This is a genomic window from Ginsengibacter hankyongi, from assembly GCF_008710285.1.
In the GTDB taxonomy this organism is placed as follows: Bacteria; Bacteroidota; Bacteroidia; order Chitinophagales; family Chitinophagaceae; genus Ginsengibacter; species Ginsengibacter hankyongi.
Window position 1 is genome coordinate 1,598,897 of the sequence record NZ_VYQF01000001.1, and the last position, 14,667, is coordinate 1,613,563.

15 protein-coding genes are annotated in these 14,667 nt (G+C 36.1%); 9 read left to right on the plus strand and 6 right to left on the minus strand.

Annotated elements, in window-relative coordinates:
* Positions 1-66: 66 nt before the first annotated feature.
* Genes FW778_RS06670 through FW778_RS06680 form a run of 3 tightly spaced genes read left to right on the plus strand, consistent with a single transcriptional unit; the run spans position 67 to position 2,071 of the window.
* Positions 67-1,041 (plus strand): M23 family metallopeptidase, encoded by a 975-nt coding sequence (locus FW778_RS06670; protein WP_150413818.1) that lies wholly within the window; start codon positions 67-69, stop codon positions 1,039-1,041.
* On the plus strand, positions 1,041-1,529 hold the full coding sequence (locus FW778_RS06675) for a MerR family transcriptional regulator (protein WP_202552095.1): 489 nt from the start codon (positions 1,041-1,043) through the stop codon (positions 1,527-1,529). The genes FW778_RS06670 and FW778_RS06675 overlap by 1 nt, the downstream gene beginning before the upstream one ends.
* A gap of 5 nt (positions 1,530-1,534) precedes the next feature.
* On the plus strand, positions 1,535-2,071 hold the full coding sequence (locus FW778_RS06680; protein ID WP_150413819.1) for a thioredoxin family protein: 537 nt from the start codon (positions 1,535-1,537) through the stop codon (positions 2,069-2,071).
* 13 nt (positions 2,072-2,084) lie between these two features.
* On the opposite strand, the gene FW778_RS06685 is transcribed toward FW778_RS06680, so the two are convergent.
* From FW778_RS06685 to rsfS, 6 genes are all read right to left on the minus strand, one after another.
* On the minus strand, positions 2,085-3,173 hold the full coding sequence (locus FW778_RS06685; RefSeq protein WP_150413820.1) for a mechanosensitive ion channel family protein: 1,089 nt from the start codon (positions 3,171-3,173) through the stop codon (positions 2,085-2,087).
* Positions 3,174-3,199: 26 nt separating this feature from the next.
* Positions 3,200-4,030 carry a hypothetical protein gene (locus FW778_RS06690; protein WP_150413821.1) on the minus strand — a complete coding sequence of 277 codons (831 nt, stop codon included), beginning with the start codon at positions 4,028-4,030 and terminating at the stop codon, positions 3,200-3,202.
* On the minus strand, positions 4,027-4,782 hold the full coding sequence (locus tag FW778_RS06695) for a UDP-2,3-diacylglucosamine diphosphatase (RefSeq protein WP_150413822.1): 756 nt from the start codon (positions 4,780-4,782) through the stop codon (positions 4,027-4,029). The genes FW778_RS06690 and FW778_RS06695 overlap by 4 nt, the downstream gene beginning before the upstream one ends.
* Positions 4,783-4,806: 24 nt before the next feature.
* Complete coding sequence (locus tag FW778_RS06700; RefSeq protein WP_150413823.1) at positions 4,807-5,451, minus strand: LutC/YkgG family protein; 645 nt, start codon at positions 5,449-5,451, stop codon at positions 4,807-4,809.
* 13 nt (positions 5,452-5,464) lie between these two features.
* Positions 5,465-7,519 (minus strand): ATP-dependent zinc metalloprotease FtsH, encoded by a 2,055-nt coding sequence (gene ftsH, locus FW778_RS06705; RefSeq protein WP_150413824.1) that lies wholly within the window; start codon positions 7,517-7,519, stop codon positions 5,465-5,467.
* A 116-nt stretch (positions 7,520-7,635) separates the two neighbouring features.
* The gene (rsfS, locus tag FW778_RS06710; protein WP_150413825.1) at positions 7,636-8,034 is read right to left on the minus strand and encodes a ribosome silencing factor; all 399 of its coding nucleotides are present in this window, start codon (positions 8,032-8,034) and stop codon (positions 7,636-7,638) included.
* A gap of 135 nt (positions 8,035-8,169) precedes the next feature.
* On the opposite strand from rsfS, the gene FW778_RS06715 reads away from it, so the two are divergent.
* The 6 genes from FW778_RS06715 (at position 8,170) to FW778_RS06740 (ending at position 14,666) form a co-directional block, all read left to right on the plus strand.
* Positions 8,170-8,910 carry a biotin--[acetyl-CoA-carboxylase] ligase gene (locus FW778_RS06715; RefSeq protein ID WP_150413826.1) on the plus strand — a complete coding sequence of 247 codons (741 nt, stop codon included), beginning with the start codon at positions 8,170-8,172 and terminating at the stop codon, positions 8,908-8,910.
* Between the two features lie 182 nt (positions 8,911-9,092).
* Positions 9,093-10,760, plus strand: coding sequence for a pyruvate dehydrogenase complex dihydrolipoamide acetyltransferase (locus FW778_RS06720; RefSeq protein ID WP_150413827.1), 1,668 nt, complete (start codon positions 9,093-9,095; stop codon positions 10,758-10,760).
* Positions 10,761-10,824: 64 nt separating this feature from the next.
* Complete coding sequence (locus FW778_RS06725; protein ID WP_235906077.1) at positions 10,825-11,694, plus strand: UbiA family prenyltransferase; 870 nt, start codon at positions 10,825-10,827, stop codon at positions 11,692-11,694.
* Positions 11,687-12,784, plus strand: a complete 1,098-nt coding sequence (locus FW778_RS06730) for a type III polyketide synthase (RefSeq protein ID WP_150413828.1) — start codon at positions 11,687-11,689, stop codon at positions 12,782-12,784. Before FW778_RS06725 ends, FW778_RS06730 begins: the two co-directional genes overlap by 8 nt.
* Entirely contained in the window at positions 12,777-13,487 is a 711-nt protein-coding gene (locus FW778_RS06735) for a methyltransferase domain-containing protein (protein WP_235906085.1), read from the plus strand. Before FW778_RS06730 ends, FW778_RS06735 begins: the two co-directional genes overlap by 8 nt.
* Positions 13,488-13,499: 12 nt before the next feature.
* Entirely contained in the window at positions 13,500-14,666 is a 1,167-nt protein-coding gene (locus tag FW778_RS06740) for an NAD(P)/FAD-dependent oxidoreductase (RefSeq protein ID WP_150413829.1), read from the plus strand.
* Position 14,667 lies beyond the last annotated feature (1 nt).

Genomic DNA, 14,667 nt, shown 5'->3' on the forward strand with positions numbered 1-14,667 from the left:
ATTTCGTTTGTGCCATTAGATAAAACATTGATTGCAGTAAATATATTTTCCTGTTTTTAATAAGAGATGAAAAAAATTAAGTACTACTATAATACAAATACATTACGCTACGAAAAACTCGTGACTCCTTTGCGGGTAAAGTTGCTACGTTTTTTTGGCTTTATTGCAGCGGCAATAGTTACTGCTTTTATTCTTGTTGTACTTGCATTCCGTTTTATTCCTTCGCCACAAGCTAAGCTTGCCGAATGGAAATATGAAAAGCTGGAAAAAAAATTTGAGGTGCTCGCATCGCAGGCACAAACGCTGCAACAGCAAATGGCATCGCTTGAAAAAAGAGATAACCAGGTGTACAGGTCAATCTTTGAGGCTAATCCGTTACCCGATAGCGCCCGTGCAAAACTAACTGAGCAAAATAATGAAATTCAAAAAATAGAAGCGATAAATGACGAGCAGTTGGGAAGTGAATTAGCAAAAACGCTTAATAATATCAGCGCAAGGGTTAATTACCAGTTTGCAAGTTATAATGAGATAGAAAATCTTATCAAAAATCAGGGACAAAAACTGGCTTCTATTCCTGCAATTCAACCGGTAAGCAACCGCGATTTAGATAGAATAGCATCGGGGTTTGGCATGAGAATTGACCCTGTATACGGAACTCCAAAAATGCATAAAGGGCTTGATTTTACTGCTCCACAGGGCACACCTGTTTACGCCACCGGTAATGGAACGGTGAAAGTTGCAGGGCAAACGGGGGATGGTTTTGGTAATCATGTGGTAATAAATCATGGTTACGGTTATGAAACTTTATACGGGCACATGTATAAAGTGAAAGTAAAAGTTGGAGAAAAAGTAGAAAGAGGCGAAGTGATAGGATGGGTAGGAAGTACAGGAAAAAGTACCGGTCCGCATTGCCATTATGAAGTTCACATAAACAGGCAGGAGGTTGACCCGGTTTATTTTTTTTATAACGATCTTACACCAGAGCAATTTGACCGAATATTAAAAATAGCTTCTACAGGAAGTGCAAAAAGTCTTGACTAATGGCGCTGTCACAAATAACATTTGAATTTGAAAACGGTTCTCAAAAAAAGGAGGAGGAGAATAAAAATATTGTGCCACAAACTTTAGTTCCGCAAAAGTCAAAGAGAGGCAGAAAAAGTTTAAAAGACATGGGCATTGATGCTGATCTTATAGAAATTCCTGAAGATGAAATTCTTTTTAAAAAGCAATATTATTCTATTGGAGACGTAGCCGCAATGTTTAAAGAAAATACTTCTTTAATAAGATATTGGGAAAATGAATTTTCTATTTTAAAGCCAAAGAAAAATAAAAAAGGCGACCGCTTTTTCAGGCCGGAAGATGTAAAAAATCTTAAAATGATTTATCATTTGCTTCGCGAAAGAAAATATACCATTAACGGAGCTAAAGAATTTTTAAAAAATAATAAAGCAGCCGGTGAGAAGCATGAAATGATTGGATCGTTACAAAAAATAAAATCTTTTTTACTGGAACTGAAAAACAATTTATAAAGCTAATGAGGAACTTACTGCTAACTTTTATTATTGTAGTTGCTTTAAATTTTGTCCATGGGGTTAAGGCTCAGGCACAACAACAGTATGTTGTACTTGCAGATTCGTCAGGAGATAATGCGAAAATGCTAAGGGGTATCATTGGTAAAAATGATTTAACCGGTGATACTGCATTTAACAAGTGGTACACAGAAAGCCAAAGAATTTATCCCCGCCCTGATACAGCGTTAGTGAATGCATTTAGAAATAATAAAGACAAAATATATTTTCTTTTTTTCGGTGGCACCTGGTGCGAAGACACTCATTTTATTTTACCTAAATTTTATAAAGTGCAGGAAGCATCAGCGTTTCCGGATGATCACATAACGGTTTACGCCGTTGACAGGAAAAAAAATGTAAATGGAAACCTGGCCCATGCGATGAATATAACCAGAACACCCACCATTGTTGTTACGAAAGACGGCAAAGAAATAGGACGATTAGTTGAATATGGAAAAACAGGCCATTGGGATACAGAACTAGCCGCGATAATTAATCAATAAATGTTTTAAAAATTTAGCTTACAATTTTTACCGAAGTTGGAGCGGCAGGTTTTATGTCGTGTTTTTCATGGAGCTTTCTAATATCTACATTTATATCCTGTCTCAACTGATTCAGATCATCAACCGGCAAAGCAAACTTTGTAAAATAAATTATTAAAATTATTGCATTGTCATTATTTATTTCCTGCAGATAGACAGAATACGAGTCAACTTTTTCTTTCTTCAATGAAAGAATTTCTTTGATGCCTGTAATAACTTTTTCAAGCTCGTCCGAAGAGGTGTGCGGTGACAGATAAGTCCTGATTTCGTTTCTCACCAAATCCCGCATACTCCAGTTGTCAAGAATGCTATCTACCATTTGTTTATTGGGCACAGTAACCATCGATTTTTCAACAGTGCGTAAGCGTGTGCTTCTAAGCCCGATTCGCTCAACCGTTCCTGAAAAATTATTCACTTTTACCAGGTCGCCGGCTTGAAAAGGTTTATCAAAAAAAATGATAAAAGAAGCAATAAGATTTTCGAGACTTTCCCTGGCCGAAAGTGCAAGAGCAGCGCCTACAATACTTAATCCCGTGAGCAGGTTTCCAATGTTTAACCCAAAAGAAACTTTAAGAACAAAAACAAAGCCGATAATTATTATTACAACTCTTATTAAGTCTTTAAAGAAAAACAGGAGTTGATGTTCTCCTGGCGTAGTTCCAGTAAGTGATTTGCTTTTTATTAGCAAAACCAGAAAATCCATGAAGCGGATTATCAGTGATACGAAACTTATTATAATAATCGCGGAAGCAATGCCTTCAACAATATCCTGGCTGGTAACTTTGTGAATAGAAAACAGAAATGCCTGCGGAAAATTGAGGCGGTCGATTGCGGCAATGCTTATAAGAAGAAACAACAGTCTTTCAATTGGTGCAATAACGAGGCTGTCAAATCTTAGCTTATCTAATCTTCCCGCATTCTTTTGTTTCACTAATTTAAAAAGCAAAGAAGCAGCATACTTTGAAATTATTCTCTTTAATACAAATGCAATAAGTATAATGAGGCAAACAATTATGTAGCTGCGGAGTGAATTATCAAAATAAACCTGGTCAAGAAATTTCATAATGCAATTTAAAACAAGTCCTCAACCTATTGCAGGGAATAAATTCTGAGCTGCTGATTTTTGAGAACGTAAATCTTATGGTTGCTTACTTTTATTGAATTATTATTTTGCAGTTCCGGAGAAAGAATATATTTTTTTGCATCAGGGAATGGCGGACTATAACGATACAGATTTTCTTCATCGAACCCATAAATTTGTTTGTCAATTACCGTTATATCTGTCCAATGCAAAAAAGGTAATTTACTTTTAAAGCTTCCGTAATAATCAAAAATGTATAAGCCTTTTTCGGGGTCGTATAAATAAACAAAGCCATTACTGTCAATAATTTTCTGAGGACTGGGAACTGAATCGAATAACAACCGGAAGTCGACTGTTTCAAAAAGTTTATTACCGCTGTCATCAAGCTTTTTTAATTTATTATCCTGTTCATCATACAGCCAGATGTTATTATCGTAAGAAGTGGTTAATGCGTTTACCTGGAAAATATTTTGCTTACGAAGATTGATGCTGGACAGCACATTCAGGTATTTATCAAGCAAAACAATTGTTGAATAATTTTTGTAAAATAGAATTGCTTTCCATGGATTTTGGGCTTCTACATAGCTAAGTTTTCCAAATTTGGTAACCTGGTTAAATACGCCAATTGAATCGCCTTGTTCATCGTATTTTTTCAGTTGGTTATCGGTATTAATAATATAAAGTTCTCCAAGATTATCAACGGTAAAAGAAGCAATCGGGTATTCGATTTTTTTTAAAAAGCGAAAAAGAGAATCATCCTGTGCGCTGGCTGTAATTGTGGTAAATGAAAATAAAGGGAGGATAAAAAAACGTAAATATTTTTGTAAGAAATAGTTCATAATTTATGATATTTCAACTCAGTATTGTTTCCGTCGAACACAGCATAGCTGTTATATTTAATCCAATCGCCAAGATTTATATACCTGCTTGTTTCGTTCAGTTTATAATCAAGCGCAAAATGCCGGTGGCCAAAAATAAAAAAATCATAATGCTTTTTTGTAAGCATTTCTTTACAGAATATAATGAGCCATTCTTTATCTTCTCCTAAAAATTGCTCATCAGTTTTTCCGGTTGCTGCCCTGCTTTTGCGGCTCATGTAATCTGCAACTCCAATGCCTGTAGCGGGGTGTAACGCACCGAAAAGTTTTTGTGATAATTTATTTCTAAAAATTTTTTTCATGAATTTATATCGGTGATCTCCGGGTCCAAGCCCATCACCGTGCCCAACTAAAAATTTTTTTCCATTAAAATCAAATTCCTGTGGTTCATGAAAAACTTCTATGCCAAGCTCATCTTCAAAATATCCGTTCATCCACATGTCATGATTGCCAACAAAAAATTTAATAATGATGCCACTGTCTGTAAGTTCAGCCAGCTTCCCTAAAATTCTTACGAATCCTTTTGGAACTACTCTTTTATATTCATACCAAAAGTCGAACAGGTCGCCAAGAATGAATATGTGGGAAGCATCATTTTTTATTTCATCAAGGAATTGAACGATTCGCTTTTCTCTAATCAAACTACTTGCATGGTCGGGAGCACCCAGGTGAAAATCAGAAAGGAAATATATTTTTTTAAGCGAATCAGTCATGCGAAAATTTGAATCTGCAAATATTTATTTTGCCTGCTCATCAATCAAAAATAGGTAAACTTCTTTAGGGCCATGAACACCAACAACAAGCGTTTTTTCAATATCAGCCGTGCGGCTCGGGCCTGCGGCAAAAGTTATAAAAGAAGGGAAAGAATTACCATACTTTGTTTTTAATAATTTAAGAGCATCCCGTGTATCGTAAACAAGCTGGTTAATGTACGCAATGCAAATGTGAACGGGGGCATACGCACTAACGGTACGGCCGCTTTGCTGTGCCGAAGTCATTACTATTGAACCGGTACGTGCGATAAGGTATTCGCATGTTGTAATGGAAACATCGCAATCCGCCAATGTTGATTGGTTGAGTTTAGGAAGCTTCCCGTCATTAAGTATTTTTACCAAGCTATCTTCTTTGCAAAAAATATTTGTCCATTTTTTTTCTGAAAGCAATTTTTGCAACTGATGCTTCATGTCAGCTTCGCTTACGCAAAAAGCAAACTTGCCCAACAGCTTTGTAAACTCTTCTGCAAACGTTATTTCAAGATCTTCCTTTTGTTGTGGAAAAACAGAAGTTGTTCCCTCGCTTTTTGGGAAAGGTAAAGGCACTGGGTTAGTCAGTGCCTCTCTTATTTTTTTTAAAATTTTTTCTTTAGAAGAAGAAACCCTCATCTCATTATCATTTTTAAGAAATTACTCCGGGAATTGGCGGATCTATAATTGCTTCCTTCGGATTATCAACAAAGTCAAGTGCTTTCTTTTCTTCATACGGGCGCTTGCCTATTAAAGCTTCCACGTCACTTTGAAAAAGAACTTCTCTTTTCAACAACGCCTGTGCAAGAATTTCAACTTCGTTCTTTCTTTCCGTTAGTAATTCTTTTGTTCTTATAAATGCCTTTTCTACTAATTTTCTTACTTCCTCATCAATCATTTTACCGGTTTCTTCGCTAAAAGGTTTTGTAAATGTATTATCCTGTGCCGGGTCGTAAAAGCTAACGTTACCAACTTTATCATTCATTCCATAAACCGTTACCATCGCGTAGGCCATTTTGGTAATCTGTTGCAGATCGTTACTTGCACCTGTTGATATTTTCCCGAAGAAAATAGTTTCAGCAGCTCTGCCTCCCAATGTCATACAAATCTGGTCAAGTAGTTGATCAGTATTATAAAGATATTGTTCTTTAGGAGTGTATTGCGCATAACCCAAAGCTGCAGTACCTCTTGGCACAATTGTAACTTTTAGTAACGGGTAGGCATGTTCGAGAAACCAACCGCAAATAGCATGGCCCGCTTCGTGATAGGCAATAATTTCTTTTTCTTCCGGTAATATTATTTTGTTCTTCTTTTCCAGTCCACCAATTACCCTGTCGATAGCATCCTGGAAATCGCTCATATCAACTGCATCTTTGTTTTTACGTGCTGCAATTAATGCGGCTTCGTTACAAACGTTAGCGATATCAGCACCTGCAAAGCCAGGAGTTTGCTCAGCTAATTTATGTACGTCGAGAGTTTGAGAAATCTTTATCGGTAATAAGTGAACTTTAAAAATAGCTTCACGTCCAACCAAATCAGGGCGATCGATAGTTATTTGCCTGTCAAACCTTCCCGGCCTTAATAATGCATTATCCAACACATCAGGACGGTTAGTGGCTGCCAAAATTATAATACCAAGGTCGGTTCCAAAACCATCCATTTCAACGAGCAATTGATTGAGTGTATTTTCTCTTTCATCGTTGCTCATCATCATATTTTTTCCTCTTGCACGGCCAATAGCATCTATCTCATCAATAAATATAATACATGGAGCTTTTTCTCTTGCTTGTTTAAAAAGATCGCGGACACGGCTTGCACCTACGCCCACAAACATTTCAACAAAATCACTACCACTCAAACTGAAAAAAGGAACCTGTGCTTCACCAGCCATAGCTTTAGCCAACAAAGTTTTACCGGTTCCGGGAGGGCCGATTAATAAAGCCCCTTTAGGAATTTTTCCGCCAAGTGCGGTATATTTTTTCGGTGTTTTTAAGAAGTCAACTATTTCCATTACTTCCACTTTGGCCTCATCCAGGCCTGCAACGTCTCCAAAATTAATATTCACTCTTGCACCTTTATCAAAAAGAGTTGCTTTTGATTTACCAATATTGAAAATACCACCGGGGCCACCTCCGCCGCCACCGGCGCCTACTTTACGCATCATCATAATAAATAGTAAACCTATAAGCAAAATCGGCAACAGCGTACTTACTATCTGTCCGAATAATTCACCCTCATCTCCGGGCCTATCGGCTACTTGTTTTACATTAGGATTTTCCTTATAAAACTGGAGCATCGTATTGGCAAAAGTTTCATCTTTTATAATGCCAAAATATGCCTGTGGTTCCGGCATTTTTTTTACAGCATCGTAATCGGCTCCGAAAACCTTTCTGTAAAAATCAGGGTTATTGTTGATTGCCTGAGGATTGATAGATACTCTTACAATTTTTTTGTTGCCTACTGTTTTTATCTGGTCAACATCACCTTGCTTAAGCATGGCAAAAAATTGAGTATTGTCAATCTCAACCCCGCTGCTTGAATTATTATGATAGAGATTATATCCAATTATAGCGGCGAAAATTATTCCGTAAACCCAGTAAATGCTAAGCCTTGGACGTTTTTTTGGATCATCTTCAGTACCCTTATTATTGTTTAAAGGATTTAACCTTTTTGGGACTATTTTCTTTTTCTGTTCTTCAGTTGCCATATATTCTTGCCTCGCAATATTTTATTTTTGTTACCCGCATTACACAGGATTTTTTTCATTATAAGACGAATGTCTTGATTTATTATTTTATTATTTAATAATAGCTTGCTGATTTATTAATGCTCCATTGACGAAGCATCGCTCCACATTTCTTCCAGTTTATAAAATTTCCTTGGCTCTGCCAGCATAATGTGAACCACAGCATTTACATAATCTATTAAAATCCATTGTTCACCTTGCCTTCCTTCATGCTTGTAAGGTAATTCCCCACATTTCTTTTTAACTTCCATTTCTACAGAATCTGCAATAGCTTTGAGCTGTATATTATTAGACGCTTCACAAATAATAAAAAAATCAGAAACTGCTTCGGGTATTTTTTTCAAATCAAGGCTAATTATTTTTTCGCCCTTTTTTTCCTGGATGGCATGTATAATGGTCTTGAAGATTTTGCTATTTCTTGTTAATCTTGTAAGAGCAGGCTTTTTCCTGGAAGCCAATACGGTTAAATTATTCAAACGTTGTTCATTTTAAGTAAATTCTAAGCACCTCGTGTACATAGAAAATAATTTTATTAGGGTAGATTGCAGTTTTTTAAGCCTTTATCAGCCCTTTTTTATCAAAAATACTAATTCTTTATTAATAGTCTTTTAATGCCAGCCACATCAAAAAAAATGATTATTCTTGAGAAGGTGGATAGTACCAACAACTATGCCATGGCATTGGTTCAAAAAGCAGAAGCAATAAGTGGCCAGGGTGTATTTGCCATGGAGCAAACGGCTGGCAGAGGGAGAAGGGGGAAAACCTGGAAAAGCCAGGGCGGTGAAAATGTGATACTAACTATTAATAACCAAATGCACTGGCTCCGTGTTCAGCAACAATTTCAATTAAGTGTCGCAGTGGCTCTCGGGTGTTTCGATCTTCTTTCAGAATATATTAAAGAAAATATAAAAATAAAATGGCCTAATGATATTTTCGTTAATGACAGGAAGGCAGGCGGAATTCTTATAGAGAACGTAATTAAGGGTAATTTATGGCAGTGGGCTGTAATTGGTATCGGCCTTAATATTAACCAGGAAAATTTCGACAGGGGAATAAAAGCGATTTCCTTAAAACAAGTAACCGGTATAAATTATGACGTTGTTGAACTTGCACACGAACTTATACAGACTGTAACAAGCCGGATTAGTCAGTTAGAATCGGGAAAATTCACCAGCTTACTTTCTCAATACAATGAAAATTTATTTTGCCGTAATAAAGTGGTGAAACTTAAAAAAGACAATATTGTTTTTGAAACACAAATTAAAAAAATTTCATCCACGGGAGAACTCATTACTAAAGATGTTGTTGAAAGGAGATTTAGATTTGATGAAGTACAATGGCAGGGAGTTTAATAAAACAATTGAACCCGTACGGAGAATTTTGTCTCCGGAAAAGCGCCTTCGATTATTAAAAATCTTCATTAAAAAACGTGCAAATAATCGCAATCCATGGCCTCTGAAAACCGAGAGAAAATCGTTTGCTGATTTTGCATTAATTTCACCACTCAATTTTATAAAAAAATAGTAAATATTTTATGGCGAAAGCGATAAGAATGCCTCTTTTAAGTGATACAATGACCGAGGGGAAAATTATTCAATGGAATAAAAAAGTTGGTGACAAAGTAAAGAGCGATGATACGATTGCTGAAGTGGAAACTGACAAGGCAACAATGGATGTTGTAGGTTACGAAGAAGGCACGCTTTTATATATTGGAGTAAAAACGGGTGAGGCGGCAAAAGTAAACGACATTATTGCCATCGTTGGGAAAGAAGGTGAAGATTATAAGTCCCTTTTGGAAAGCGACGGAGATAATTCGGATAAAAAGAAAAAAGAACCGGTAAAAAAGGAATCCGAACAAAAACCTAAAGAGGAGCAAAAAGAAAAAGCCGTCGAAATTAAAGCTGTTGCTGAATTGCCTAAGGATGCAAAAGTAATACGCATGCCCCTTTTAAGTGATACAATGACCGAGGGGAAAATAGTTCAATGGAATAAAAAAGTAGGTGATAAAGTAAAAAGTGACGATTCAATTGCTGAAGTTGAAACTGATAAGGCAACCATGGATGTTGTAGGTTATGAAGAAGGAACTCTTTTATATATTGGCGTTGAAGCAGGGCAAGCCGCTAAAGTAAATGAAATTATTGCTATAGTTGGAAAAGAGGGAACTGACGTAAGCGCTTACGTAAATGCTGAAAAAAATAAAAGTGCTGAAACTCCCGCAAATAAGCCACAAGCAGAAAAACAATCGGAAGAAATTTCCGGAAGCACTATTGATAAAAATGAAGGAAAGGTTGAAAATATAGAATCATCCTCAGAAGGCGGAAGAGTAAAAGCATCCCCGCTTGCAAAAAAATTAGCTGCTGATAAAGGAATAGATATTTCTAAAATTCAAGGCAGTGGCGATGGCGGAAGGATAGTTAAAAAAGATGTGGATGCCTACAAACCTGCACCAGCACAAGCTAAAGAAGAAGGGAAAAAGGAAGCGGATTTGAAACCTGTTCAGCCTTTTGAACAAACAGGTAAAGAAAGCTATGAAGATATTCCCAATACGCAAATGCGTAAAACTATTGCAAGAAGATTGGGAGAAAGCATGTTTAATGCGCCTCATTTTTACCTGACCATGGAAATTAACATGGATAATGCAATGAGCTCACGGGTAGCCATAAACGAAATTAGCCCGGTAAAAATTTCTTTTAACGATATGGTTATAAAAGCCTGTGCTATGGCGCTAAGGCAGCATCCTGCCGTTAATAGCAGTTGGATGGGTGATTTCATCAGGCAAAATAAACATATACATATAGGATCAGCTGTTGCGATGCCCGATGGATTGATCGTTCCGGTAATACGCTTTGCAGATCAGAAATCATTATCTCAAATTGCCTCGGATGCAAAAGGCTTGTATGATAAGGCAAGAAATAAAAAATTGCAGCCGGAAGAATTTAGTGGAAATACATTTACTATTTCTAATCTTGGGATGATGGATATTGAAGATTTTACTGCTATTATAAATCCGCCAGACAGCGCTATACTTGCTGTAGGCCGCATAAAAGAAATTGTTGTTAAAAAGGCTGACGGATTTGGCGTGACTAATGTAATGAAAGTTACTTTAAGCTGCGATCACCGTAGCGTAGACGGCGCTGTGGGGGCTGCTTTCCTTCAAACTTTCAAAAAGTTTATGGAGAATCCTGTAACGATGTTAGTATAAAATAATACAGGAATCAATTATAGTTGCGCAAAATTGCCTTTGAAAAATTCACTAAATTTAGTGAGTGAATAAAACACTGCAATCAACACTGCAATTACTGCGTTTTCATTTCTCATTTTTTTTAATGCCGGTTTATTTCTTTGCATTAAGCCAGGTTAATCATATTAACTGGTACAGTGCAGCATTAGTATTCGTAATACTTCATTTGCTGGTGTATCCCGCAAGCAATGGTTACAATAGTTATATGGACAGGGATACATCCCCGGTAGGTGGCATAAAAAATCCCCTTCAGCCAACCAAACAATTATTTATTGTTACTGTTTGTATGGATATAACGGCTGTGGTTTTAAGTTTCTTTGTTTCGGGGTTATTTGCTATAGGAATTCTTTTGTACATCCTGGCATCGAGAGCATACAGTTATAGAAAGATTCGCTTAAAAAAATATCCCGTTACCGGTTATTTGACTGTTATCATTTTCCAGGGAGCGGTAACTTTTTTTTTGGTGTATCATGGCGCGGATAGCAACCACGCAACAAATGTCCCCGTTATTTCTATGGTGGCATCAAGCTTACTGATAGGTGGTTTTTACCCGCTTACTCAAATCTATCAACATGAGGAAGATGTAAATGATGGCGTGAAAACAATTAGCTATAAATTGGGTTATAAAGGAACATTTATTTTTACTGGCATCATATATGCGTTTGCTTTTTGTGCGCTTGGTTTGCAATTTTTTTTAAATCTAGAATGGACGAGATTTTTCATTCTGCAAATCTTTATGATACCGGTGCTTGTATATTTTTTCATATGGTTTAGAAAAGTTTTAAAAAATAATAGCGAAGCTGATTTTAAAAACACAATGCAGATGAATGTTTTAGCTTCCATATGTACTAATCTTGGTTTTATAACGATTTTAATATTACATCTTATTGAGTAAAATAATTTCCATAGCTACATCGGTTCCTTCTTACAGGCACGATCAAAAGAACATTTTATCTTTTATGCAGAATGTGTATGCTATGGATGAAGCGGATAAACGCAAACTCAAATTTTTATATAATCAAAGCGCTATTGAAACAAGATATTCTGTATTACCGGATTATAGTTTAAACGCTGGTGAATGGCAATTTTATCCCGCTACCGAAAACCTGGAACCCTTTCCAAATGTTGAGCTGCGGATGAAATGGTTTAATAAAACTGCGCCTGCTCTTGCCGTAAACGCTGTTGAAAAATGCGTTGAAAATAAAATAGCCAAAGAAGAAATAACCCATTTAATTACCGTGAGCTGTACCGGTTTAAGTGCGCCAGGTCTTGATTTGCAGGTGATAGAAGCAATGAATTTATCACCCAATATTTTCAGAACGTCTGTAAATTTTATGGGATGTTATGCCGCGATACATGGCCTTAAATTGGCCGATGCATTTTGTAACCAGGATAAAAATGCCAGGGTGCTGGTTGTTTGTACAGAGCTGTGCACATTGCACTTCCAAAAAGAAAATACAACAGATAATATTGCATCCAGCCTCTTGTTTGGAGACGGAAGCGCCGCGGTATTGGTTACCCATAATACTTATAAAGATGAAGGATTAAGAATAAATAATTTTTACAGCGAAGTGGCTTTTAAAGGAAAGAAAGATATGAGTTGGGAACTTTCTTCTTCAGGTTTTTTGATGACCTTATCGGGATATGTGCCGGATCTTATCGAAGAAGATTTTAATAAGCTTCTTACCAATGCTTTGGAAAATGCTGATTGCAATAAAGAAGATATTTCTCACTGGTGTATTCATCCCGGTGGTAAAAGAATTCTTACTTCCATTGAAAAAAGCATTGATATAAAAACAGAAGACCTGCAATACTCTTATAATGTTTTGAAAAATTATGGTAACATGTCTTCACCAACCATTTTATTTGTATTAAAAGAAATAATGGAATCTCTGAAAGAGAAAAAAGAAAAGAAAGCAAATATTTTTGGTGCCGCATTTGGACCCGGTCTTACGTTGGAGACATTTATTTTATCTGATGATTGATTACAGCCATCGTTCATACAAAAAAGAATTGCTTGATAGTAGCGCCATTCCTTTTAAGGATATAGCTGAAAATATGAGAGAGCTTGATTTAATTAATGCTCATCTTGGCGGCCATGCAATAACTGTAAAAGGATTTCAAAAGCTCATGGGTAACAATAAAAAAATTTCTGCCTGCGAAATAGGCTGCGGTGGCGGTGATAATATAAATGCACTTGCTGCATTTTGCATAAAAAATAAAATTGAAGCAACATTCACCGGAATTGATATTAATGCGGATTGTATCGTTTTTGCAAAAGAAAAATCAACCTATAAAAATGTAAATTTTATAGTATCCGATTACATGCTTTTTAATTTCGGGAATAATAAACCCGATATAATTTTTTCTTCACTTTTCTGTCATCATTTCACCGATGATGAACTCGTGGAAATGCTTCAATGGATGAAGACAAATTCAACAACGGGATTTTTTATTAATGATTTACACCGGCATCCACTGGCTTACCATTCTATAAAATATATTACAAAGCTTTTTTCTAAATCCTTTCTTGTAAAAAATGATGCGCCGCTGTCGGTACTCAGAGGATTTAAAAAAACAGAATGGAAAAATATTTTTGAAAAAGCTGGAATTACCAACTATCATATTCAATGGAAATGGGCATTTAGGTATTTAATAACCGTTCTTCACCAGGAAGGGGAAAAATAATTCGTTAATAAATTGGCCGAGTTTAACACAAATAAAAGTCTACATTCCGGTTCAAAGAAATTTGATGTAGGTATTGTTGGCGGCGGACTTGCCGGGCTTTCTCTTTCAACATTGTTAGCTAAAAATAATTGTAAAGTAATTTTATTTGAGAAGGAAAAATATCCTTTTCATCGGGTGTGCGGCGAATACATTAGTCTTGAAAGCTGGAAGTTTATTGAAAGCTTAGGCCTCAATCTTTCAGAACTTAATTTGCCTATTATAAAAAAATTAATTGTTTCTTCTCCTAACGGAACGTCCATACACGCAAACCTTGATTTAGGCGGTTTCGGCATAAGCCGTTTTTTTATAGATAATGAATTAAAAAAAATAGCCCTTGAAAATGGTGTACTTGTTTTGGATGAAACAAAAGTGAGTGACGTTACTTTTAGCGATGAGTTTTTTAATATTAAATATAAAAATGAAACAGCTAATTGTGCTGTTGCTGTCGGCAGTTTTGGTAAGCGAAGCAACCTTGATGTAAAATGGTCGAGGGATTTTATACAAAAAAAACCAGGAAAGCTTAATAATTATATTGGTGTGAAATATCATATTAAAACCTCGTTCCCCTTTGATACGATTGCTTTGCACAATTTTAAAAATGGCTACTGTGGCATTTCGAAAGTGGAAGGAGATGAATATTGCCTATGTTATTTAACCACCGCAAAAAACCTGAAGGATAATAATTCTATCAAAGAAATGGAGCAAAATGTTTTGTATAAAAATCCTTTTCTAAAAAAAATATTTACTGACGCAGAATTTATTTTTAAAGAGCCTGTAACTATCTCTCAAATTAGTTTTGATAGAAAGACACTCGTTGAAAATCATGTTCTAATGATTGGCGATGCAGCCGGAATGATAACACCGCTTTGTGGCAATGGAATGAGCATGGCGCTTCATTCAGCAAAAATTGCGTCAGGAAATATCCTGGCTTTTTTTGGCAGGCAAATTTCAAGAGATCAAATGGAAAATCGATTTGTAGAAAAATGGACTAATACCTTTGAAAAAAGATTAAGAACCGGGCGCACTATACAGAAATTGTTTGGCAAAGAATTTACTACTAACCTTTTTATAAGCATGCTAAAACCTTTCCCGGCTTTACTTAACAAAATCATAAAAGCTACGCATGGGCAAGAGTTTTAGT

Coding starts and splice junctions, on each gene's coding strand:
- FW778_RS06670 (WP_150413818.1), top strand. CDS start 67: ATGAAAAAAATTAAGTACTACTATAATACAAATACATTACGCTACGAA.
- FW778_RS06675 (WP_202552095.1), top strand. CDS start 1,041: ATGGCGCTGTCACAAATAACATTTGAATTTGAAAACGGTTCTCAAAAA.
- FW778_RS06680 (WP_150413819.1), top strand. CDS start 1,535: ATGAGGAACTTACTGCTAACTTTTATTATTGTAGTTGCTTTAAATTTT.
- FW778_RS06685 (WP_150413820.1), bottom strand. CDS start 3,173: ATGAAATTTCTTGACCAGGTTTATTTTGATAATTCACTCCGCAGCTAC.
- FW778_RS06690 (WP_150413821.1), bottom strand. CDS start 4,030: ATGAACTATTTCTTACAAAAATATTTACGTTTTTTTATCCTCCCTTTA.
- FW778_RS06695 (WP_150413822.1), bottom strand. CDS start 4,782: ATGACTGATTCGCTTAAAAAAATATATTTCCTTTCTGATTTTCACCTG.
- FW778_RS06700 (WP_150413823.1), bottom strand. CDS start 5,451: ATGAGGGTTTCTTCTTCTAAAGAAAAAATTTTAAAAAAAATAAGAGAG.
- ftsH (WP_150413824.1), bottom strand. CDS start 7,519: ATGGCAACTGAAGAACAGAAAAAGAAAATAGTCCCAAAAAGGTTAAAT.
- FW778_RS06715 (WP_150413826.1), top strand. CDS start 8,170: ATGCCAGCCACATCAAAAAAAATGATTATTCTTGAGAAGGTGGATAGT.
- FW778_RS06720 (WP_150413827.1), top strand. CDS start 9,093: ATGGCGAAAGCGATAAGAATGCCTCTTTTAAGTGATACAATGACCGAG.
- FW778_RS06735 (WP_235906085.1), top strand. CDS start 12,777: ATGATTGATTACAGCCATCGTTCATACAAAAAAGAATTGCTTGATAGT.